Raw genomic sequence first — 20,930 nt, forward strand, 5'->3', positions numbered from 1 at the left:
TGAGCGATACGGTGTCGTTTGTTTTCGGGTCGCGGAGTGTCCAGGCGCGTTCGATGAGCGTCGATGCCGACTCATAGCCCAAACGCACCGAGCCAGTATATGACTCTTATTGTTGCGTCCATAACTCGCGCATTCAGTCAGTGAACCAGCAATCGGGAAATCCAGGCGCACGCCGCGCGAAGGCGCCGGGCGCGGTCTTCAAAAACATATGAAGCAGCCAGCGTCAACAGGCCCGACATCACGCCCGTTATAACTGCCTCGGCAAAAGGAAGACCGTAATGATTCGGGTGCGAGTACGCGTCGCCTAACATCGTCAGTAGGCCGACTACCAGCGCATTGCCGTAACGCTGCGTATAGAGCCTCGCCAACGGCGTGAAAGTCAGAAGTACGGCGAGGATTCCGGTGAGCAGACCTGTTTGCAACGCAATCGTCCAGTGGGCAAGACTCAAGATATTGCCCCAGCTACCCGGCATGCAGGTCATGCACGCGCTGGTCGGCTGCCAGAGACGCTGGATGAACAGCCGGACACGGCGCTTCCACTCGATTGACATCATGCTTCCTTCTGTCCGTCCGGATTCCGCACCCCGACTTGTCTGCCTGTCTGTGGATTCCGGAAAGTAACGCGCACACCGTGGAATGCTACACCGCGATCGCGCAGATTGTGGCAGGCGGGATTTGTCCCGTAGTCGACGCGCGATCGCCGTTCACTCCGCTTCGCGGTTCAAAGCGCGGAATCGCTTGCGTTCGGGTGCAGTCCCGTCGAAGTGCTGTGGCGCGTGAGCGCGCCCGATCGGCTCGACAACAGCGTATGAACCGCTTTCGCTCATATCGATAGTGATGCGAACTAATTCAATGACGAGAACCAGAGAGAAAGCGATTCCAGACCTGTTCGCGGTCTGCACGTTGGTGCCGTGGGCGCGTAATTCGGATTCCACGGACGAACGCTGTCTTCACGTCGCGATCGCGTGTGTGCCGGCCACTATCGACATATCGATGCGCGGATACGCGAGCCACGCAGTCGCGTTGATCATCGGACTATCGATCGCGGACTTCGGCATCGATGCGGCAAATTGGGTTGGATATCGGCCGTCCATTTCGCAAATCAGTTTAGTGTCTGCGCTTGCGGCGGCGTGAGTTCGCGCAAATGGAACTTGCGGTTGTCGTTGAACAGCCAGTCCTCGAACAGTTCCAGTTGCCCGCGTCCATCGAGCAGTTGCGCCGGCGGCTGTGGCAACGGCGAAGAGCGGCGAAGAGAGGCGAGCGCAATGCTCTCGGCGTCACCGTCGCCGTTCGTCCGATACACCGAGGATTCGATCACGTGTCCGTCGCGGTCGACGACGAACGACAGGACCACAACCGAGCGCAGCATCGCCTGGGGATTGCCGTGCAGCACATCCGACGGGTTGCTCTTTTCAATGCGTTGCGCGACGGCGACCTGGTACTGGTCGAGCTGGGCGGCGGGCGCTTGCATCTCGTTCGCAGTCAGGTCGGGATGCATGTCGCGCGCGCGTTTTTCAGCCCTGTTTTTCTCGGCGCTATCGAGTGGATGCATCAGCTGCCCCAAACGATCACCGCCGCCATTTGCATTCGCCTGCCGGCTTCCGACATTGCCTGCGTCGAAGATCGTAACGGCGACGCTCATCGGTTGACGGGCACGAACCAGTTGCACTGCAGTAGTCACCCCGGGGCGCAGGTTTGCCGCAGCGTCTGAGAATGCGGCCGCGTTGCCAATCGCCCCGTCGCCGATCCGGACGATCACGTCCCCCGGCACGATGCCAGCCGCTGCGAACGGTGATTCCGGCTTGACTGCATTGACCAGCACCCCTGACGGCTGAGGCAAGCCGAGCGCAGCGGCAACGCCCGTACTGACATCCTGCACGTCCAGACCCAGACCATCGGGTGCCCGTCCCATCGGATGTTCCTGCTGGCTTTGCAACGTCTTCAACAGCGCGCTTGCGGCGTCGACGGGAATGGCGAATGTCATTCCCGTATACCGACTGACATCAGGGTGCAACTGCACGCCAATGCCGATGACCTGGCCGGCCCGGTTAAACAGCGGACCGCCGGAATTGTCCGGATTCGTCGCCACTTCGGTCTGGAAGAACGCAAACCGCTTGCCATCGACAAGGTTGGTCGGCGCAGCGCTCACGATGCCCGCTGTCACCACGTTGTCGCCCGCAGCCGTCGTTCCCATCGCGAGTACCGGTTCGCCGACGCGCACGTGCGAGGCGTCACCTAGCCTGACGACGGGGAGATTCGTTGCCTCGATCTTGAGAATCGCTACGTCGCTTGCCGTATCGACCGAAAGCACCTTCGCCTTGTATGCGCGACGGTCGGTCATAGTAACCGTCACATCGCGCGCATGATCGATGACATGCGCCGTCGTCACGATGAGGCCATCGGCACTGGCGATGAAACCCGAACCAGCGCCCGTCATCACACCCGGAAAACGGCCCGTGGTCGGCCGCATCTTTGGCGCCGAAGTATTGAAAAAGGCAACGAGTGGATCGGCGGGATCGACGGCTTCTACGGCGGGTGGCTTCTGCTTGGACTGCGCCATGACGCTGACCACGGCGGGACCGTATCGGCCGACGATAGACGGAAAACCGCCCGGCTCGCTTTCGCCCGACCCGACTGGCACAGCGTCGGTTTTTCCCGGCGGAGGTTGAATGACATCGGCAGCGAACGCCGCTCGCAGCGAGCAGAAAGTACCGACGACGACGGCAAACGCGATAGTCCGCACAGAGCTGCGAACGCGCTTCTGGAGCAACACGGACTACTCCTGGTTCTACTCGTCGGTTCGACCGAACGCCTTCTGGCGGCAACGCAACTGCTGCTAAGGATGGCGAGAAGAACCGGCACGCATCTCGCGCGTTCGATTCAACCAAGCATACGGAATGCCCGGCGCCATGCTTCTGCCAGGCGTGCGCTCGTTGCCGGCAAACGGGCTCTTCCTTTACCAAGGCAGCTCATTTCGTTGGCCCTCTAGCGGATACGGAACTGCCCACATCGACCGATCGCGGACATTCACGACACGCCAATCTTTCAATGGCCGCTGCGATTTTTCCTTCGCACGATCTATCGTGACGCGATGCCCGCAAACGTAAAATGTTCCAAACGGGACCGCGCAACGGGTTTTCGTCGAGCCGCCGCGACGTCACTGATTTCAGCCCTCGCGTTCACCGCTGATCACTGAAGGAAGAAGTTGCATGAAGAACTCGCCGATGGTCTGGCCAGTGCTTCTCACACTGGCCTTCTCGCTCGCCGGCTGCGCCACAGACGGCACGCCGGAAGGTGCGGCGCATCTGAGCGCAGCGCAATGCCGCGACCTCACCGCTCTCAGACACAACGCGCCCCTCACGTCCCAGCGCAACAGGAGTGAACTCGCCGCGCTCAAGGCAGCTGGGTACGACCCGTCAAGATGGTTCGATCCGTACTATCCGGATGATCTGCAGGCGGCGCAACGTCAGGTGGATCGTTGGTACCAGCAGGATTGCCAGCAGGTGCGGCCTGATTGAGGCATGCACACAGCACGTGAAAGCGCTGAACTGCTTGTCGATTCACATGCGAATTGTTCGTCGTATCTATGGACCGGTCGGGTCCATAGACATGGAGAACATCAATGCGCAAGCTCATCGTTTCCGTTTTCATCAGCCTGGACGGCGTGATTCAAGCGCCTGGCGGGCCTGGAGAAGATCCCAGCGGCGATTTCCGCTTTGGCGGCTGGATCGTTCCGTATGCCGACGAAGCCATCGCCCAGAACTTGCAGGACCTGCTCTCGCAGCCGTTCGACTTGCTGCTGGGCCGGAGCACCTACGACATATTCGCGGCATATTGGCCGCGCGTGCCCGCCGATTCAGGCAGCCGTGCCATCGCTGATCTCTTCAACAGCGTGCCCAAGCATGTGGCCACGCATCGACCCGGTTCTCTCGACTGGCAGAACAGTCATGCCCTGGAGGGCGATCTTCCAGACGCTATGCGCGCGCTTCAACGTCAGGACGGCGCCGATCTGTTGACATTTGGCAGCGGCGACATGGTGCGCCAACTGCTCGCAGCCGGTCTCGTGGACGAACTCCGGCTTGTGACTTACCCCGTCGTACTTGGGCGCGGCAAGCGCTTGTTCGGCGATAACGCACTGACGTCTGCATTCACTCTGGCGCACTCGACCCGCACGCCCGGCGGTGTGCTGATTGCGCGCTACCAGCGCGACGGCGAAGTGCGCACAGGAGCGTTAGAACAGGACAGTCGACGTTCACGCAGCAAAGTAGCTTGACACTCTATCTAGCAGTAGATAAAGTACGCCCCATGGAACCGACAACGACAGTTCGCGATCAGATTCTCGACCACGCCATCACGTTGATGATGCTGCGCGGCTACAACGGGTTTAGCTATCGCGACCTGTCCGGTCTGGTTGGCGTGAAAACTTCGAGCATCCACTATTACTTCCCGTCGAAAGATGACCTGGTGCTCGAAGCCGTCAACCAGTACAGCAGCGGCATTCTCGCCGCGCTCGGTTCTATCGACGCTTCGCTTCGGGCGGATCAGAAGCTCAGCAAATACACAAAGCTGTTTGGCAGAACCCTTGGCGAGGGCGATCAGATCTGTCTGTGCGGCATGCTCGCCGCCGATATCGAGGCGTTGCCCGATAACGTGCGTGCGGCGGTGCAGGCGTTTTTCAAGGCCAACGAAAGCTGGCTCGCCAAGATGCTTGCGCAAGGTGCAAAGGAGGGCACGTTGAACGTCAACGGCAAGCCCGAGCATGTCGCACGAACGCTGTACGCGGCCTATCAGGGCAGCGTGCTTGCAAGCCGGCTGTTCAGGACGAAGGCACGGCTTGAAGAAGTCGAGACTTCGTGGAAGCTTTCGAAGTAGAAGTATCGAGGCGGTCGGGCACCGCCTTTTGTTGGGCCAAGTTATCTATCTTCTAGTAGATTTATGTCTTGTTGCGTTGTGTCGAAGAAGGGGTCAAGGTTTGCTCAGTTATCTATCTACACATAGATACCCTCCGGCGAATCTCTCCGCATTTCAACCATTGTTTGTCAGGAGTTACATCATGTCGATCGAAAAAGTTCTGTACCGCGCCCACGCTCATGCCACGGGAGGCCGCGACGGCCGCGCCGTCGTCCCCGAAGGCAAGCTCGACTTCAGGCTGGTCACGCCGCGCGAACTGGGTGGTGCGGGCGGTGAAGGCGCCAATCCGGAGCAGTTGTTCGCCGCCGGCTACAGTGCATGTTTTCTTGGCGCGATGAAGTTCGTCGCGGCGCGCGACAAGACGCCGATTCCCGCGGACGTCTCCATCGACGGCAGCGTCGGCATTGGCGCGATCCCGAACGGCTTCGGCATCGAAGTCGAACTGAAGATCTCGCTGCCCGGCATGCCCCGCGACGCCGCTCAGTCGCTGATCGACAGGGCCCACATCGTATGCCCGTACTCGAATGCAACGCGCGGCAACATCGATGTCACGTTGACGCTGGTTTGATCGACTTCGCCTCATTGACCGAATCCCCCTGGAGCCCAAAATGAAGACCCTGAAGCCCCTCATCCTCGCCGCCGTTCTCGCCGCGAACACTGTGCTTGCTACGGCGGCAACGCCCACCGCGCAGGCAACGCCGGACCGCGTCACGACAGCATTCCTGGCGCAGCTCAACAGCGGCACGGGTCCCGCCATCAATACCCTGCCGCCCGCCAAGGCGCGCCAGGTGCTGATCGATGCGCAAAACAGCGTGAAGGTCGATCTGTCGGGCGTCGAAGTGTCGAACCGCACGATCGAACAGGACGGCATCAGCGTGCCGCTGACCATCGTCCGTCCGCAAGGTGCGACGGGCACGCTGCCCGTGTTCATGTTCTTCCACGGCGGCGGCTGGATACTCGGCGACTTCGAGACCCACGAACGGCTCGTGCGCGACCTCGTCGTTCAATCCGGCGCGGTTGCCGTGTTCGTGAATTACACGCCCTCGCCCGAGGCTCGCTATCCTGTCGCGATCAATCAGGCCTATGCCGCAACCAGATGGGTCGCGGAACACGGCAATGAGATCGGTGTGGACGGCAGTCGTCTCGCCGTGGTCGGCAACAGCGTGGGCGGCAATATGGCGGCCGTCGTGAGCCTGATGGCGAAAGACAGGCACGGTCCGCAAATCCGCTTCCAGGGTCTGATGTGGCCCGTCACGGACGCAAACTTCAACGACGGCTCGTACCTCGCCTACCAGAAGAACCATTTCCTGACGCGAGCGATGATGCAGTGGTTCTGGGACGCGTACACCACGAACCCCGCGCAACGGGCGCAGGTCTACGCATCTCCGCTGCGTGCCTCCGAGGATGAACTGCAGGGACTGCCGCCCGCATTGATTCAGGTTGCGCAATTCGACGTGCTGCGCGACGAGGGCGAAGCATACGGACGCAAGCTCGGTGCAGCGGGCAACGAAGTCACGACGACGCGCTACAACGGCACTATCCACGATTTCGGTCTGCTCAACGCGCTCGCGTCCGATGCGCCGACGCACGCTGCGACGAAACAACTTGCGAACGAAATCAAGACCCGGTTGCAGTAGTCGTTTGATTCCCGTCCCGGCGAAACGGCGCACAAGCCATCACGCCGGGCTCCGGATTTCGGCGAGAGCGTCGAGGTTGCGCACCAAGGTGGCCCGGATGCAAGACTCACTTCGGGGCAGCCTGCTCACGGACGATGAATTCGGCATACCAGTCCGGCCAGTTCTCGTCGTGCTGGCCGGTTAGTTTCTCGTGCTCGCCGTGCGCAGCGGCAGCACGGCGCAGCGCGCCCGCGAGCTCCATCGACGAAGCGAATGCCGTTTCGTGCGTCTCCACTCTTCCGGGGAGCCGTGTGGTCACCTCCTGAAAGACCCAGCCATTTCCATCGGGATCGCTGAACGAAGCGAATGAACCGTAGCTCTTCCGTTCCGGATGAGGGCCGCTGACGCGCCCTTCTTCACCGGCATGGTGGAATACGCCGCCGACGTCGTGGAAGATCTCGCTCACGTTGACGCCGCGATCGACAAGCGCTGCGCGCGCCGCGGCTACGTCGGACACAATCAGGTGGAGTCCCTGCACTGAGCCGGGCTCTGCTGTCGTGACGCCCTTGCCGAACAGGAGCGAGCATTGCGAGCCCGGGGGCGTGAAGTGTACAACCCGAAACTGATCGTCCTTCGCAATATCGACGTCGAATCTCCATCCCAAGCCAGCGTAGAACTGCTTCGCGCGGTCGACGTCCGATACGGGGATGACGACGACCTCCAGTTTCATGTCGACCGTGCCCGCGCTTCCCGTCGCCGCGGCAGCAGCCTCGCTGCGCGTCTGTCCATTGCTCATGACAAGCTCCTTTCGATTGCAAGACCCACGGATGTCAAATGCAAGCAAACAACGGCAGAAACAGGCAATCGACTCGATTGCTCGTTGAAACCGGTTGGGTGCGGGCTCAGCGCTGCTTTAGCAGATTGCCGTTTCTCACGTAAAGTCTCTGTAAGACCTTTACTCTCGTCAAGGAAATCTGCTGCGTGTGCACCGCACCCGAGGCTACCGTTTTGCAAGAGGCTTCGGCGAGCAAGCGAACGCCGTCGTGCGAAGCGCTGATGTCGTGCGAACCCGACGGGTTGTGCGTGCCATCATGTCGGACACCACAACAAGCTCGTCGTCGAAAGTGCTTCGTATTGGAACTCGAGATCGAGTCCCATCTGCTGGAGATCAAGGCCAGGTTCGGTGCGAAGAAGCGGGCTCAAGCTGTCGCGACGGGAAGAGACTTCGCGTTCGGCATCATTGTGTCGAAGTCGCAGCTTCAACTTGCATGTCGACAAACGGTGTCGCGGTCATCGATGCGGCTACGTGATCCGATGCCGGTAGAAGCCCGGCAAACGCCGCAATACCTGTCGCGCACATTACCGCAACAGAGAAAACGGCAACGATGACGAGCGAACGACGGGTTGCGAAGGATGCGACAACATTCCGCAAGATGAGCATGACCATCTCCTGTTTTGACGCAGCGATGGTTTGCAATAACCGCGCCAATGGAGATAGTGTGTGCCCCGCTTTCGCGGCATCGTGGTGTTTCGCCGCTCTGCGTGGGTTGCGTGCAGCAAGCGATTGGCGAACGATCGCCGCCGTGTTGGATTCGACCCAACACGGCGGCGCGTCCGCAATGCGTGGAGCCAACATCTACACCGCCAGATAAATTTTCCGGGAGCGTTTCATTGAATGCATCGGCTCGCAGTAACGGGTGCGGCATTGCCTTGTACTAGTAGTACTGCACGAGGATCGTCACACGACGATTCATCGATCGCGCGACGGGATCGTCCCCCACTACCAGCGGAAAGTTGTCGGCCCGGCCGACAGCGGCAAGGCGACGCGGTTCGACACCCTTGTCGACAAGAAAACGCACGACGGCTCCCGCCCTCGCCGACGATAACTCCCAGTTCGATGCGTATTGCGCATTTGAAATGGGCAGGCTATCCGTGTGCCCTTCGACGAGTATGTTGTTCTCTGTCTGTTTGCGCAGGACCGTCGCTATCTCGTCGAGCACACCGGATGACTGAGGCAGCAGGCGCGCGTCGCCGGAATTGAACAGGACGCGTGCATCGATGGCGATCTCGACTCCCTGCACGTCGTTCTTGACTGTGATCTGTCTCCTGTCCTTGATTGTTTCAAGCTGCAACAGCAGGTCCTTCCTCGCAGCCTCCCGTCCGGTCGCGACTACGTCACCGACGCTACGCTTCGCTGATGCGTACCCTTCGTGACCGGCGTGCGCCTCCAAAGACTTGATTTCGACTTCTCTGGTTTTCGCAAGCTGCAGCACGTAAAGCGCAAGGAAGAACACCATTAGCGTCGTGATCAGATCCGCGTATGAGAGCAGCCAACGATCGGAACCTGCGTCGGCGTCGGCATCCTCGTGCTGGCCGGAAGTCTTGCCGGCTTGACGCCGGTAGCTGTATTGGGTGTCCATTGACTGGGTACCTTTCTTCGAAGTGCATCGCCCGAATGCGATAGTCGCGTCGTTCGACCTGTCAGGCGAGCAATTCCGCAGCCCGTCTGCGAACATCCCCTGCCAGCCGCGTCTCGATCATGTGCGGCGATTCCTTGCGCGAGATGGCCAGCAGTCCATCGAGGTACAGGCGGCGGAAGCGCAACTCGCTATCGATCTGCGCCTTGATCTTGCCGTGCAGCGGCAGAAAGACGAGATTCGCGGCGGCGAGTCCATACAGCGTCGCCACGAAGGCGACAGCAATGCCCTGCCCAAGCCCGGCCGGTTCGAGTATGTGCCCCGTCACCTGGATAAGGCCCAGTACCGCGCCGAGGATGCCGAACGTCGGTGCGTAGCCGCCCGCTTGCTGCCAGATGCGCGCTGCGGCCATGTGGTTGCGTTCGTACGCATCCAGTTCACGCTGAAGCGCGTCTTCGAGAACGGCGGTAGGCACGCCATTGGCCAGAAGCTCCAGGCCTTTTTGCGCGAACGGATTCAGTCCGCCCGTATCGATCGATTCGAGCGCGAGCATGCCGTTGAGCTTGGCCTGATCGCCCCATTCGAGCAACAGCGCCAGGTTTTCCCTGTCGACCTGGCGTGCCTTGAGGAACGCAAGACGAATCTGGCCCACGCCGTCGAAGAATCGCGCCCACGTGTTCTGGATCATCACCGCAGCCAGCGTGCCGCCCAAAACGATGACGAGCGCCTGTGGCTGCAATAGCGCAGCGAAGTGCCCGCCTTCGAGCGAAAAGCCGACGACGATCGCGGCGAGCCCCAGCAGAGCGCCGAATAGTGTGAGAAGGTCCATGAGATCCTTGATGAATTGTGAAGCCGTGGCCGCATCCGGCAGGGGCGCACGTTCGTCGCCCCTTTTTGCCAGTACGCTCAGACGCCCAGACCCGGGACTGGCCCCGCGCCCGAAGCAGACGATCGGATCGTCCGGACGGTCTCCAGGAACCGCTGTTCGATATCGCCGACTTCCACCGGGTCGATCTTGATGTCGCGCCGCATGACCCAGGACACTTCTTTCTTTCGCGCCTCGGTCATCACGCCCAGCAGGCGGTCTGCAATGGACTGATCCGGCATCGCGACGAGCATCTTGGCCAGATCGTAGGTGTCAAACGCGCTCACCGCGTCGAACAGCGAGCGCTGGTCGACGAATTCGAGATCTTCGAGAGCAGCGACCTCTCCCGGCGCGCGGCGCGCCGGCCGGGAAAAATACGTGATCCCTTTTTCTTCGACGTAGTTCAGTACTTTTGTCTTGCGGAAAGCAAAAACGTCTTCGGCAATTTCGGCCCGGGAAAGCTTGTTGAGGATCATCTCCTTCTCGACGCCAATCAGTGCCTCGAGGTCGGTCAGTTCGATCAGCTCGAGTTCGCTCGCCACCGAGACTTCCAGATCCTGGTCCGCGACGTTGTGCGCACGCTCGGTGATCCGCTGCGGATCGAAAGTGACGAGTTGGCGGTCGGATGCGCCTTCCGATGCAGTGTGCCTTGTTGCCGAAGCCCCGATGAATTCCGAGCGGCCGGCTTCCATCGAGATCAGGTTGAGTTTCTCCATGCGCCTGAGCATCACCATCACATGAAGACGCGAGTGCCCTGCGATGGCGCGGCACTTCTTGATCACCTCGCGCAAAGGCACCGACACTTCTTCCGTCTGGCTTCGCCAGCCGCGCTCGGCCGGTGCTTCGGCGCCGGCCATCAGCGAAAGGACATGGGCGTAGGAGATCACGCCCGGCATGAAGTCGGCATGGGTGTAGGTCGCGAGCAGATCGTCTTTCTTTTTCACACGGCGCACCATGGTGCGGACGATGTGTCTGAGCAGTGGCGACACACGTTCGAGTTCCTCTTCGACCACACGCGCATTGATCACCGTCAGTTGGCAGAATGTCAAGGCTCTCGCCGTATTCCCTCGCGGCTCGGACGGAAGCAGCGCCGTCTCTCCAAAGAATTCGCCTTTTCCGAGCGTTGCGACGATGACTTTCTTATCCTCGCACTGGGTGGAGATCTCGACCTTTCCGTCGGCAATCACGTAAATGACAGCTTCTCCACCATATCCCTCTGAATAGATCACTTCTCCCGGTGCTGCCGTTCGCGACCAACTCGATTTCTGCTGTTGCAATTCCGCCCCCTGAAAAGCGCTTGATGATGCGCGCCGATAGCCGCAATGAAGATCTCCGGCTGCGCAAAATGGTGACTAGTTATCGACAGGCACACCGCCTATCTTTAGCTCGAAACTCAGTGCGTTCGGGGTTGTTGTTGTGTTGATCGTCGGTGTTGTAGAAATGCTTTCGCGCAATCGTTTGCGCCACTGCGACTATTGTCGCCGTGCGCACAATGATGGACAGATGCGTCGTGTGAATCGTGGAGGCGAACGCAACGATGACCTCCGCGAAAGAGCACTCTGTAGCATTTGATTAACGCGGTAGGTACTACCACAATCATGACTTCAGGCGGAAGAAGCGTCGGGGTGACTCACTAACCGGCGCGCGACTTTCGCACCGTCAATGCCTGCGAAGTGCACACATCTCAAACATCAGTCGAAAGGCACATCCTTCTCGTCGTTGCAGCGTCGCATTGCGTTGAACTGCGCGCCGGCGCGTACTAGCACTTCGGCTTCAGGAAGAAGCGAACAATGGGTACCATCCGGGGCAATTCCAGGTTCGGCCTTTTCCTGCACACCGGGATCGTTGCATTGGCGTATTACACGGGTGCAAAGATAGGTCTTGCCTACGCCGTCGTAGGCGGTGCTATCTCCCTGGTGTGGCCTTCCAGCGGTATCGCGCTTGTTGCGCTGCTCGCTCTGGGCTTTAGAGTTGCGCCGGGAATTGCCATTGGCTCATTCCTCGCCAACGTGTCGGGGGGCGTGCCAGTTGCAGTGGCCGCGGCGATCGGCACGGGATCAATGGTTGGCGCCTTGACGGCCGCAATCGTGTTGAGCCGCGCTACCCGATTCCAGATCACCCTCGACCGCATCAACGACGTGTTGGCCTTCATCGGCGTCGCTGCCGTGATGAGCACGGCAGTCAGTGCGCTGGTCGGCACGACTGCCCTGCTCGGAGGCGGCCTCGTGCCCGTCACCCAGTACGTCGCAGCATTTGTGAAATGGTGGCTCGGTGACATGATGGGCGTTCTGGTCGTGGCACCGCCGCTGTTCAGCTTCCTCACGTACTCGAACCCTGTCCGCTCTGCGGAGCAAGCTATAGAAGCGTGCGGACTGATCATTGCAACGTTCTGGGTCAGCTACCTCGTCTTCGGCGCCCCGCAACTTGCCGGGCACGGCTACTATCCTGCGGCTCTCGCGATCTTCCCGTTCATCATCTGGGCGGCTCTGCGCTTTCAGCACCTCGGCACCAGCATCGCGACGCTGATCGTCTCAATCGTGGCCATCTGGGGCACCACCCACGGCACGGGCCCCTTCGCCGCCGAATCTCCGGTGGATAGTCTCGTGAGGTGGTGCACCTTCGCGAACGTCGTGGCGGTAACGGGACTGCTGCTGGTGGCGGCGCGTGCCCAGGAGCAGCGCGTCTATCGCCTGCTGCAGACAGCGCATATCGAACTGGAACGACGCGTCCAGGAGCGAACGGAAGACCTGGAGAAAGCAAACAATGAGCTAAAGGAGGAGATGGCGCGACGCCGTCTGCTGGAAGGAGAGCTGATCCAGATCGGCGATCAGCAGCAGAGGCTCATCGGCCGTGAACTGCACGACGGACTCGGGCAACAGCTAACCAGTCTGGGGCTGTACTGCACCGCACTGAATCAGAAGCTGCAGACACAAGACCACCCCGCCGCCGCCGATGCCGCTACCGTCGTCGGCCTGGTCAAGCAGGCGTCCTTGACGACCCGCAGGATCGCTCATGGCCTGGACCCGGTCGCGATGGAATATGGTGGCCTTGCGGCCGCACTGCATGGGCTGGCGGACACGACTCACACGCTCAACGGCGTGGACTGCACGCTGCGGATCGCGCCAGACGTGGACTTGCTCGATCCGCTCATGCAGATCAACCTCTACCGTGCAGCACAGGAAGCAGTGAACAACGCGCTGAAGTATTGCCACGGCCACCGCATCTGGATCGACCTGGAGCGGGCGGGCGGTCTGCAGACGCTTTCGATCAGCGACGACGGCGTAGGCATCGGCCAGGAAGAAATGGAGCGCGCGTCAGGACTGGGACTGCACAATCTGCGTCACCGGGCAAGCCTGCTGGGCGGCTCTTGCACTGTGACTCGCAATGATTTGGGCGGCACCACGGTCGCCATCAGCTATCCGCTGCCGGAGGGTGCTGGCCATGCACGAGAAATCCGCTAGCCCTGGCCATACGACCCAGATCCTGATCGTGGATGACCACCCCATCATCCGCGAAGGGATGACACATCTGCTGAATCTGCAAGAGGATCTGCACGTCTGCTGTGCAGCCGGCAGCGCTGAACAGGCTCTCGCGGCGATGGACTGCCGGCCCGACATGGCGATTGTCGACATCAGCCTGCAATCGGACTCTGGCCTGGAACTCGTCAAGACGCTTCGTCATCGCTATCCCGATCTGATCATTCTCGTCCTCAGCATGCATGACGAAAGCCTCTTTGCAGAACGCGCGCTGCGATCCGGTGCAAACGGGTATCTGATGAAACTCGAGGCCACAGAGCACGTCATGAGCGCGATTCGCGAAGTGCTGGCGGGCAATGTCTACTTGAGCGCCGCCATGCACGAGAAGCTGGCGAGAGCCCTTACGGCTCCCCATAAAAAACCGGAGGGCCGAATTGCGAGCCTTTCGGAACGGGAATTCGAGGTACTGCACCTGATCGGCCTCGGCTTCAGCACCCGCGAAATTGCAGAGAAGCTGAACCGGAGCGTGAAGACCATCGAGGCGCACCAGGCCAATATCAAGGAAAAGCTGAATATCCGTAATGGCAAGGAACTGATGCGGTTCGCGATTCAGTGGATCGAGAGCCAATAGACGCTAATCGAAGCCAATCGAACGAAGCCAGCCCGCCGAATAGGGCAATCCCCGATCCTCGTTTAGGACCGGGGCCTTATTCATGTGCGTGCGACCAGCGCATACAGTCGACGATGCCGGCGTGCTGCGTCGGCAATGTCAATGCACCATGCTGGAGAATGCGATGAAAGCCATGATTTTGATTCCCGTCGCAGCATTGTCACTGTCTGCGATGCAGGTCTATGCCGCCAGTGACGCGAGTACTTCGAGTACTGTTTCCGAAAGCAATACCGCGATGACCACCGACTCCGTCGGCGGAATGACGGCAGGCGCGACCACCAGCGGAGCGAGTGTCGGCAAGACGCGCGCCCAGGTCTATCAGGAACTGATCCGCGCCGAGAAGGATGGGACGCTAAATCGGATAAACGAGTCATACGGTGGAAACTGACGCCTGATTGCAAGAACCGCGCGGCGCCCGTTTGAAGCCGGCGACTTCCGGGCGCGGCTCGACATGTCTGGCCATCCTGAATGCGCAACCAAAGCCGGACTGAAATCGATATCCGTGTTGATCGTTCTCCAATGGCGCGATGACACTCGACGTTTCGCGATCGCATCCGACTAACGGTACGAAGATTTCGGCTCACAGCGGCTTTCACAACAGGCAGTCCCGGCCCGATATCACATTAGCTCATTGAACCAAGGCGCCTCAGCACCGGGCGATTCTCTGCCGGTGCGTCTGCCGGAATCATGCGACGGGTGCAGCAAATGGGGACCCGACGCGACACGCTGAAGGAACGATCATGCGCGCACTCGACATCATGACTACATCCGTCGTTACCGCCACACCAGACATGACGATCCACGATGCTGCAAGACTGTTCGTCGACAACCACATCAGCGGCATGCCTGTCGTCGACGAGAATGGAAAGGTCGTCGGCATCGTCAGCCAGGGGGACCTGTTGCATCGTGTAGAGAACGGCACGGGCCACGGAAGGCGTCGGTGGTGGCTCGAATTCCTGTTGTCATCGCCGCGCGAGCAGGCCGCAAGGTACGTGAAGGAGCACGGTCACGTCGTCGGCGACGTGATGTGCAATCAGGTGATTTCGATTTCGGATGACATGCCGCTCGCAGAGATTGCGGACCTGATGGAGCGTCGGCACCTCAAACGCGTGCCTGTTCTCAAAGACGGCAAGCTGGTCGGAATCGTGAGCCGCTCGAATCTGATCCGCGCACTGGCGAGCGTCGTGCCGGCCGCTGACGCTATTTCATACGACGATGCGAGCCTGCGCGAGGCGATCGTTCGGGCGATGCGCGGGCAGCGCTGGAGGCTGCCGAAACAGGGCGTGCTCGTCAAGGACGGTGTTGCACACCTGTGGGGCGTCATCGAATCCGAAGAGGAAAAGCGCGCGATCCACATTGCGGCCGAGTGCGTGCCCGGCGTCAAGCGCGTCGAGTACCACCTGGAGTTTCCGAGCGTGATTCCAACGCTGTAGTGCGCACGCAAACGACATCGCCTGGAGCAAGTCCCGCGACAAGATCAACCCGGAGCCCATTCATGAGAACATTGCGCACCTTGATGGCCGGTCTGCTTTGCGGCCTTTTTGCAGCCGCGGCCTATTCCGCCGACATTACGGGAGCCGGCAGTACGTTCGCCGCACCTCTCTATACCAGGTGGGCCACCGATTATCAGAAGTCAGGCGGAAGCAAGGTGATCTATCGCGGCACGGGCTCGTCGAATGGACTCAAGCAGGTCATCGCCCACGAAGTCGACTTTGCCGGATCGGACGCACCGCTGACCGACGATCAATTGGCCAAGAACGGGTTGCGGCAATTTCCAACGGCGATCGGCGGCGTGGTGCCCGTCGTGAACCTGCCGGGTCTTAAAGCGGGCGAGGTCATCCTGACGGGGCAGGTACTCGCCGATATCTTTCTCGGCAAGATCCTGTATTGGGATGACCCCGCGATCGTGCGGCTGAACCCGAAGATCAAGATGCCCAACTACCCGATTGCCGTCGTGCGCCGCCAGGACGGCTCAGGCACGACGCTCATCTGGACGCACTATCTTGCGCAAGTCAGCGCCGAATGGAAGCGCAGGGTCGGAGAAGGCACTAGCGTGCGCTGGCCGCTCGGCATCGGCGGCAATGGAAACGAAGGCGTTGCCACCTATGTCGGGTATTTGCCCGGCGCGATAGGCTATGTCGCGTGGGACTTCACGAAACAGAATCACTTGACGTACACGGCCATGACCAACGCTGCGGGCAACGTCGTTCAGCCCGGCGTCGCGACGTTCAAGGCAGCGGTGGCCAGCGCCGACTGGTCCGGTTCGCTCTATCAGTTACTGACGAACCAGCCGGGCAAGGATGCATGGCCGGTGATGGGAGCCACCTACGTGCTGCTGCATCAAACGCCCGACAAGCCGGGCCACGACGGAGCAACGTTGAAGTTCTTCGATTGGGCATTCAACCACGGGGGACAGACGGTCGATACCCTGGACTACATACAGCTTCCGGAGTTGGTCCTCGCGAAAATCCGTGCGCAATGGCCCGCAACCGCGGGCGAAAACGTGGCGGGCAAGCGGCTCGCGGGCCAATGATTCGAAACCGCGGAAATGTACTCGCCACCCATCGGGCGTCCTTAAGATGAGGAGGACATGAAGCGATATCGGGCGTTGCTTGCATCATACGAATCCGTGACGTGTGCAGTGTCCGATTGCATGGGACGGTTCGGGGCAATATCCGCCCGACGATGCACTCACCGTCCCATCCGTCTGTCATAGCTGCGCGAGATGCGATCGAGCAGTGAAGGGTCGCGCGCGTCCTTCGAATTGAACTGCACGACGACGCTTCCATCGGCTTGCTGTCGTACGCTCGAGGTCACAGTAGCACCGTCGAGTCCACCGACGATCGTGCCGCTCGCGGGGTCCTGCACAGTAATCGACAAACCCTCGTCGTGCATTGCGCCCGATGCCGCAGCGAACGAGCGGTCAAAGCTCGCCGGCGTTGTGATGACGGTGCCGGGCGGCGGCACAGCATAATAGGGACATCCCGTCAGTGCCAGCAGCGAGCCGACAACACCCGTCAGCAACAGACACCTGAAGATGACGCCGCCGGGTCCGGGCTTGCCGCGCATAACCTTCTCCATGCCTGCGTGAAGCCGGCTTGTTTCGCGAAGAATCATCGCTGTTCACCTGGATCGAACACGACATCCCCGAGCACCATCGGCTGCCAGCGCTCGCACTCTATACGTGATGTTCAGCTTTTACTGCGTGGCACCGGGCGTGACCGTGATCGCGACGGCTTCCGTGTAGACGATCTCCACCTGATCGCCCTTGTGGACGTTCTTCATCTGCTCCGGGTCCTCCACGTGCACGTCGACCAGATTGCCTTGCGGCCCCTTCAACGTGACCGTCTTCGCCTTTGTATCGACGGAGACGACATCCGCCATCACGGTGACCTCCCGGCCGATCGTGCCGCCTGGCTTGGCTCCGGGAGCCGCGCGCTCTTCAATCAGGCGTTGCGTCGCTGAACGCGGACCGTTGGTTTTCGAGAGGCTCAGCGACATCGCTTCCCTGTATTCGGTCGTGACGATATCTCCGACCTTCAGTTGATCGAAATTGCGCGCCTCTTCTCCCACCTCCAGCTGGATCACCTTGCCTTTCTTGTCCTTGAGCGTGACCGTCCGCGTAGCCGGCTCGATTGCGACGACCGTGGCCGTCACCTTCGACGTTCCGACAACCGTCGCGCTTCCCGCCCCTTTCGTGACGTCCACTGAGGTTTGCGGTTGGGCAAGTGCCGGGCACGCCGTCATTACGACAGCCATCGCAAGAAAAACGTGACTCGCTTTCATTTCTGCGCTCCCGGCAATTAGCCAGTAGTCCGATTCGCTGAACAAGTTCTACGGGCGAAGACGTGCGGACCACGGTCAATGGCGATTGAATTGAGGAATCCAGCATGGCTCATGTGCGCACACCCGCTCGACGCTGCGTGGCCAGTGTGCGCGCATTCAGTCTAGGCGCTACGTCTGATCGACGGTATTGGACTTTGGTCTTATGGACTGCGGACATCCGGAACGCGCATTCTTCCTGGATGGGCAGCCCGGCTCACCTATTGCCGTTGGCGTGACTGGACTATTCTTCTTTTGAAACGGCATTGCGTCCGCTATCCGGTTAGTGGCTCTTTCAATCACGAGCATCGACACATGCAATCCGATCATCCCATTCCCGAAGCCGGGCAAGTTGCGGCCAGAGCGCCAGGATGGTTGCGCTGGCTGCCAGGCCTGACGACGCTGAAAGAGTATCAGGCGAGCTGGCTGGCCAGCGATGTGACAGCCGGGCTCGTATTGACCACCATGCTGGTGCCCGTCGGCATTGCTTATGCCGAGGCGTCCGGCGTGCCAGGCGTCTACGGCCTCTACGCGACGATCGTTCCGTTGCTTGCGTACGCCATTTGGGGGCCCAGCAGAATCCTCGTCCTGGGTCCGGACTCCGCACTGGCCGCACCGATTCTTGCCGTCGTCATATCGGTCGCGGGCAGCGATCCGTCGCGCGCGATCGCGGTGGCCAGCATGATGGCCGTCGTCTCCGGCCTGTTCTGTATCGTGATGGGGCTGTTGCGGCTCGGCTTCATCACCGAACTGTTGTCCAAGCCGATTCGATACGGCTATATGAACGGCATTGCGTTGACCGTGCTGATCAGCCAGTTGCCGAAGCTCTTTGCCATTTCCTTCGACGATCAAGGTCCGCTGCGCGATCTTCTGACGCTCGGCAACGCGATCGCCGCGGGCAAAGCCAACTGGTACAGCTTCGCCGTGGGCGCGGGAAGCCTTGTGCTGATCCTCGCGCTAAAGCGCTTCGAGAAGGTTCCGGGCATTCTGATCGCGGTCGTTCTGGCGACGCTGAGCGTCACCGTATTCGACCTCGACAGCGCCGGCGTGAAAGTACTCGGCAAGATTCCGCAAGGCCTGCCGTCATTCGCGTTGCCGTGGGCGAGCAATGCCGATCTCGTCAGGATAGCGCTTGGCGGCTGTGCGGTCGCGCTGATTTCGTTTGCGGATACAAGCGTGCTGTCACGCACCTTCGCGGCGCGGTTTCACACTCGCGTCGATCCGAACCAGGAAATGGTGGGGCTCGGGGCGGCCAATCTGGCGGCCGGCTTCTTTCAGGGTTTCCCGATCAGCAGCAGCTCGTCGCGAACGCCCGTGGCAGAGGCGGCGGGTGCTCGGACGCAATTGACGGGCGTTGTCGGCGCGGTGGCCGTAGCGTTCCTTCTGATGGTGGCGCCGAATCTGATGCGCTATCTGCCCAATAGCGCGCTGGCCGCCGTCGTCATTGCCGCAGCACTCGGACTCTTCGAATTTGCGGACCTCAAGCGCATCTATCGCATTCAGCAATGGGAGTTCTGGCTTTCCGTCGTCTGCTTTGCCGGAGTCGCGGTTTTCGGCGCGATTCCCGGCATTTGCATCGCGGTGGTGATCGCGGTCATCGAATTTCTATGGGACGGGTGGCGGCCTCATTTCGCCGTTCTCGGCCGCGTCGAGGATTTGCGCGGCTACCATGACATCAAGCGCTATCCGCATGCTACGCAGCTTCCGGGACTGCTGCTGTTCCGCTGGGATGCACCGTTGTTCTTCGCGAATGCAGAGCTCTTTCAGGAACGCCTGATCGAAGCGGTAGACGAATCGCCGACGCCCGTGCGCAGGGTCGTGGTGGCCGCCGAACCCGTGACCAGTGTCGACGTGACCTCTGCCGACATGTTGCGTGCGCTGACGCAAATTCTGGGCGAGCGCGGAATCGCATTGCACTTCGCCGAAATGAAAGACCCCGTGCGCGACAAGCTCAAACGTTTCGAACTGCTCGACGTTCTCGGCGATGAACGATTCCATCCTACCTTAGGCAGCGCAGTGGATGACTACGTTGGAACCGATGGACAGCGGCCATGATCATTGGTCGACCGGCTGCTTCCGTGTGACGAACCGCCGACGGTTCCGGGGAATCAGAAGCTCACCGCCAGCCCGAACGACACGCCGTGCACATTGTGTCCGAACACATATCTGACGAGCGCGCGCGTGCGAGTGATCACGATCGGATACTTGCTGCTGTCGAGTTCCAGTCCGACGCCCAGCGACGTCAGATCGTTAAAGCCCAGCACACCCGCGCTATCGCCGAAGTAATGCGAGTACGCAAGCTCCAGCACGTAGCGGACGGGCCGGTCCAGCGCATGCCAGCCGGTCGGCGCGCGCCAGCGCGTCCACAAGCTCAGTTGCTGCGCCATCGCCGAACCCTGAACGGCGTCGGAGCCGCCAAAGCTGCGCAGATAGATATCGGTAGCCCGCAGTTCGGCATCGATTTCGTAGTTCTCGCGGTAGTGCTCGTAATCGAGCATCAGCGAGCCGCCATAGCCGTATGCGTCCAGGTATCCGTTCTTGAGAAACTGAAGGTTGGAGTCGGTGACGCGGTTGAAGATCGACTGTCCGACCCTCAGATCGCTCGACACGCGTCCAAGCGTACCGTTCAGGATAGGACGGAACACGAGTTCATCGGTGATCCGGAAATCCCAGCCGAGGCCCACCGTGCCGCTGAAGGTATTCCATTTTGTCGGCACCGCGCGCTGCTCCGCGCCGTCCGTGGCGACGAACGTCGGGTCGTAGCGGCTGTAGGCGATTGTTCCTTCCATATATAACGGAAAAGATCGGCTGAGCGTGAATCCGCCTCCGAGTTGCGACTGGCCAAAGCCGGGATTACCCGTGGTGCCGCTATTGATCGACAGCGAACTGGTCGTGACATCGGGCACCGTCGTGTACGTCATGACGGCGAGCACGGCGTCGGCGTGCTGCTTCACGTTACCGCCTATCACAGTGCTGCTCGACAGTTGATTCGGTGTCCCCTGGGCATGTGACTGCGAGGAAAACAGCGCGATGAGCAGATACGCGCCGATCATCCATCGCGCGCAACGTGGCCATTTCCACCGGACAGCGCCCGTTTTCATGCGAGCTTGCGGACCGTCGAGTCGACCGCACGCCCATCTGTTGGTGTGCGCC

General features: G+C 60.5%; 23 protein-coding genes. 11 read left to right on the forward strand and 12 right to left on the reverse strand.

Annotated elements, in window-relative coordinates:
• Positions 1–137 precede the first annotated feature (137 nt).
• The 4 genes from BMW76_RS22685 to BMW76_RS22695 form a co-directional block, all read right to left on the reverse strand.
• A complete protein-coding gene (locus BMW76_RS22685) occupies positions 138–551 on the reverse strand; it encodes a hypothetical protein (protein WP_090869378.1) in 414 nt (137 codons plus the stop codon).
• A gap of 153 nt (positions 552–704) precedes the next feature.
• On the reverse strand, positions 705–935 hold the full coding sequence (locus BMW76_RS22690) for a hypothetical protein (RefSeq protein ID WP_090869187.1): 231 nt from the start codon (positions 933–935) through the stop codon (positions 705–707).
• Positions 936–950: 15 nt separating this feature from the next.
• A complete protein-coding gene (locus BMW76_RS41245) occupies positions 951–1,094 on the reverse strand; it encodes a hypothetical protein (RefSeq protein ID WP_177200461.1) in 144 nt (47 codons plus the stop codon).
• Positions 1,095–1,102: 8 nt separating this feature from the next.
• Positions 1,103–2,773 (reverse strand): trypsin-like peptidase domain-containing protein, encoded by a 1,671-nt coding sequence (locus BMW76_RS22695; protein WP_090869189.1) that lies wholly within the window; start codon positions 2,771–2,773, stop codon positions 1,103–1,105.
• A gap of 436 nt (positions 2,774–3,209) precedes the next feature.
• Between BMW76_RS22695 and BMW76_RS22700 the strand changes: the two genes are divergently transcribed.
• The 5 genes from BMW76_RS22700 to BMW76_RS22720 all read left to right on the forward strand — a co-directional run bounded on the left by BMW76_RS22700 (position 3,210) and on the right by BMW76_RS22720 (position 6,548).
• Positions 3,210–3,518: a DUF4148 domain-containing protein gene (locus BMW76_RS22700; protein WP_090869191.1), complete on the forward strand. Its 309-nt coding sequence runs from the start codon at positions 3,210–3,212 to the stop codon at positions 3,516–3,518.
• Positions 3,519–3,622: 104 nt separating this feature from the next.
• Positions 3,623–4,273, forward strand: coding sequence for a dihydrofolate reductase family protein (locus tag BMW76_RS22705; protein ID WP_090869193.1), 651 nt, complete (start codon positions 3,623–3,625; stop codon positions 4,271–4,273).
• Between the two features lie 32 nt (positions 4,274–4,305).
• The gene (locus tag BMW76_RS22710) at positions 4,306–4,872 is read left to right on the forward strand and encodes a TetR/AcrR family transcriptional regulator (RefSeq protein WP_090869195.1); all 567 of its coding nucleotides are present in this window, start codon (positions 4,306–4,308) and stop codon (positions 4,870–4,872) included.
• Between the two features lie 181 nt (positions 4,873–5,053).
• Complete coding sequence (locus tag BMW76_RS22715; RefSeq protein WP_090869197.1) at positions 5,054–5,479, forward strand: organic hydroperoxide resistance protein; 426 nt, start codon at positions 5,054–5,056, stop codon at positions 5,477–5,479.
• Positions 5,480–5,519: 40 nt separating this feature from the next.
• Positions 5,520–6,548: an alpha/beta hydrolase gene (locus BMW76_RS22720; RefSeq protein ID WP_090869199.1), complete on the forward strand. Its 1,029-nt coding sequence runs from the start codon at positions 5,520–5,522 to the stop codon at positions 6,546–6,548.
• Between the two features lie 106 nt (positions 6,549–6,654).
• Here BMW76_RS22720 and BMW76_RS22725 read toward each other — a convergent pair whose 3' ends face one another.
• The 5 genes from BMW76_RS22725 to BMW76_RS22745 all read right to left on the reverse strand — a co-directional run bounded on the left by BMW76_RS22725 (position 6,655) and on the right by BMW76_RS22745 (position 11,086).
• Complete coding sequence (locus BMW76_RS22725; protein WP_090869201.1) at positions 6,655–7,323, reverse strand: VOC family protein; 669 nt, start codon at positions 7,321–7,323, stop codon at positions 6,655–6,657.
• Between the two features lie 441 nt (positions 7,324–7,764).
• On the reverse strand, positions 7,765–8,163 hold the full coding sequence (locus BMW76_RS41925; protein WP_245763329.1) for a hypothetical protein: 399 nt from the start codon (positions 8,161–8,163) through the stop codon (positions 7,765–7,767).
• A 79-nt stretch (positions 8,164–8,242) separates the two neighbouring features.
• Positions 8,243–8,947 (reverse strand): OmpA/MotB family protein, encoded by a 705-nt coding sequence (locus BMW76_RS22735; protein ID WP_090869203.1) that lies wholly within the window; start codon positions 8,945–8,947, stop codon positions 8,243–8,245.
• Positions 8,948–9,008: 61 nt separating this feature from the next.
• On the reverse strand, positions 9,009–9,773 hold the full coding sequence (locus BMW76_RS22740) for a flagellar motor protein (RefSeq protein ID WP_090869205.1): 765 nt from the start codon (positions 9,771–9,773) through the stop codon (positions 9,009–9,011).
• 77 nt (positions 9,774–9,850) lie between these two features.
• Entirely contained in the window at positions 9,851–11,086 is a 1,236-nt protein-coding gene (locus tag BMW76_RS22745) for a Crp/Fnr family transcriptional regulator (protein WP_090869207.1), read from the reverse strand.
• Between the two features lie 513 nt (positions 11,087–11,599).
• Between BMW76_RS22745 and BMW76_RS22750 the strand changes: the two genes are divergently transcribed.
• The 5 genes from BMW76_RS22750 (at position 11,600) to pstS (ending at position 16,488) form a co-directional block, all read left to right on the forward strand.
• Positions 11,600–13,270, forward strand: coding sequence for an MASE1 domain-containing protein (locus BMW76_RS22750; RefSeq protein ID WP_090869209.1), 1,671 nt, complete (start codon positions 11,600–11,602; stop codon positions 13,268–13,270).
• The gene (locus BMW76_RS22755; protein ID WP_090869211.1) at positions 13,251–13,916 is read left to right on the forward strand and encodes a response regulator; all 666 of its coding nucleotides are present in this window, start codon (positions 13,251–13,253) and stop codon (positions 13,914–13,916) included. The genes BMW76_RS22750 and BMW76_RS22755 overlap by 20 nt, the downstream gene beginning before the upstream one ends.
• Before the next feature lie 163 nt (positions 13,917–14,079).
• Positions 14,080–14,343, forward strand: a complete 264-nt coding sequence (locus BMW76_RS22760; protein WP_090869213.1) for a DUF4148 domain-containing protein — start codon at positions 14,080–14,082, stop codon at positions 14,341–14,343.
• 352 nt (positions 14,344–14,695) lie between these two features.
• Positions 14,696–15,388 (forward strand): CBS domain-containing protein, encoded by a 693-nt coding sequence (locus tag BMW76_RS22765; RefSeq protein ID WP_090869215.1) that lies wholly within the window; start codon positions 14,696–14,698, stop codon positions 15,386–15,388.
• 62 nt (positions 15,389–15,450) lie between these two features.
• A complete protein-coding gene (pstS, locus tag BMW76_RS22770; protein ID WP_090869216.1) occupies positions 15,451–16,488 on the forward strand; it encodes a phosphate ABC transporter substrate-binding protein PstS in 1,038 nt (345 codons plus the stop codon).
• 158 nt (positions 16,489–16,646) lie between these two features.
• Here the strand turns inward: pstS and BMW76_RS22775 are convergent, their stop codons facing one another.
• Positions 16,647–17,024, reverse strand: coding sequence for a hypothetical protein (locus BMW76_RS22775; protein WP_177200462.1), 378 nt, complete (start codon positions 17,022–17,024; stop codon positions 16,647–16,649).
• A 129-nt stretch (positions 17,025–17,153) separates the two neighbouring features.
• A complete protein-coding gene (locus tag BMW76_RS22780) occupies positions 17,154–17,741 on the reverse strand; it encodes a hypothetical protein (protein WP_090869218.1) in 588 nt (195 codons plus the stop codon).
• Between the two features lie 351 nt (positions 17,742–18,092).
• Here BMW76_RS22780 and BMW76_RS22785 point away from each other — a divergent pair, with 351 nt between their 5' ends.
• Complete coding sequence (locus BMW76_RS22785; protein WP_090869220.1) at positions 18,093–19,832, forward strand: SulP family inorganic anion transporter; 1,740 nt, start codon at positions 18,093–18,095, stop codon at positions 19,830–19,832.
• A gap of 53 nt (positions 19,833–19,885) precedes the next feature.
• Here the strand turns inward: BMW76_RS22785 and BMW76_RS22790 are convergent, their stop codons facing one another.
• A complete protein-coding gene (locus BMW76_RS22790; RefSeq protein WP_090869222.1) occupies positions 19,886–20,830 on the reverse strand; it encodes a hypothetical protein in 945 nt (314 codons plus the stop codon).
• Between the last annotated feature and the right edge of the window lie 100 nt (positions 20,831–20,930).

The sequence above is a fragment of the Paraburkholderia diazotrophica genome (assembly GCF_900108945.1).
Lineage (GTDB): Bacteria > Pseudomonadota > Gammaproteobacteria > Burkholderiales > Burkholderiaceae > Paraburkholderia > Paraburkholderia diazotrophica.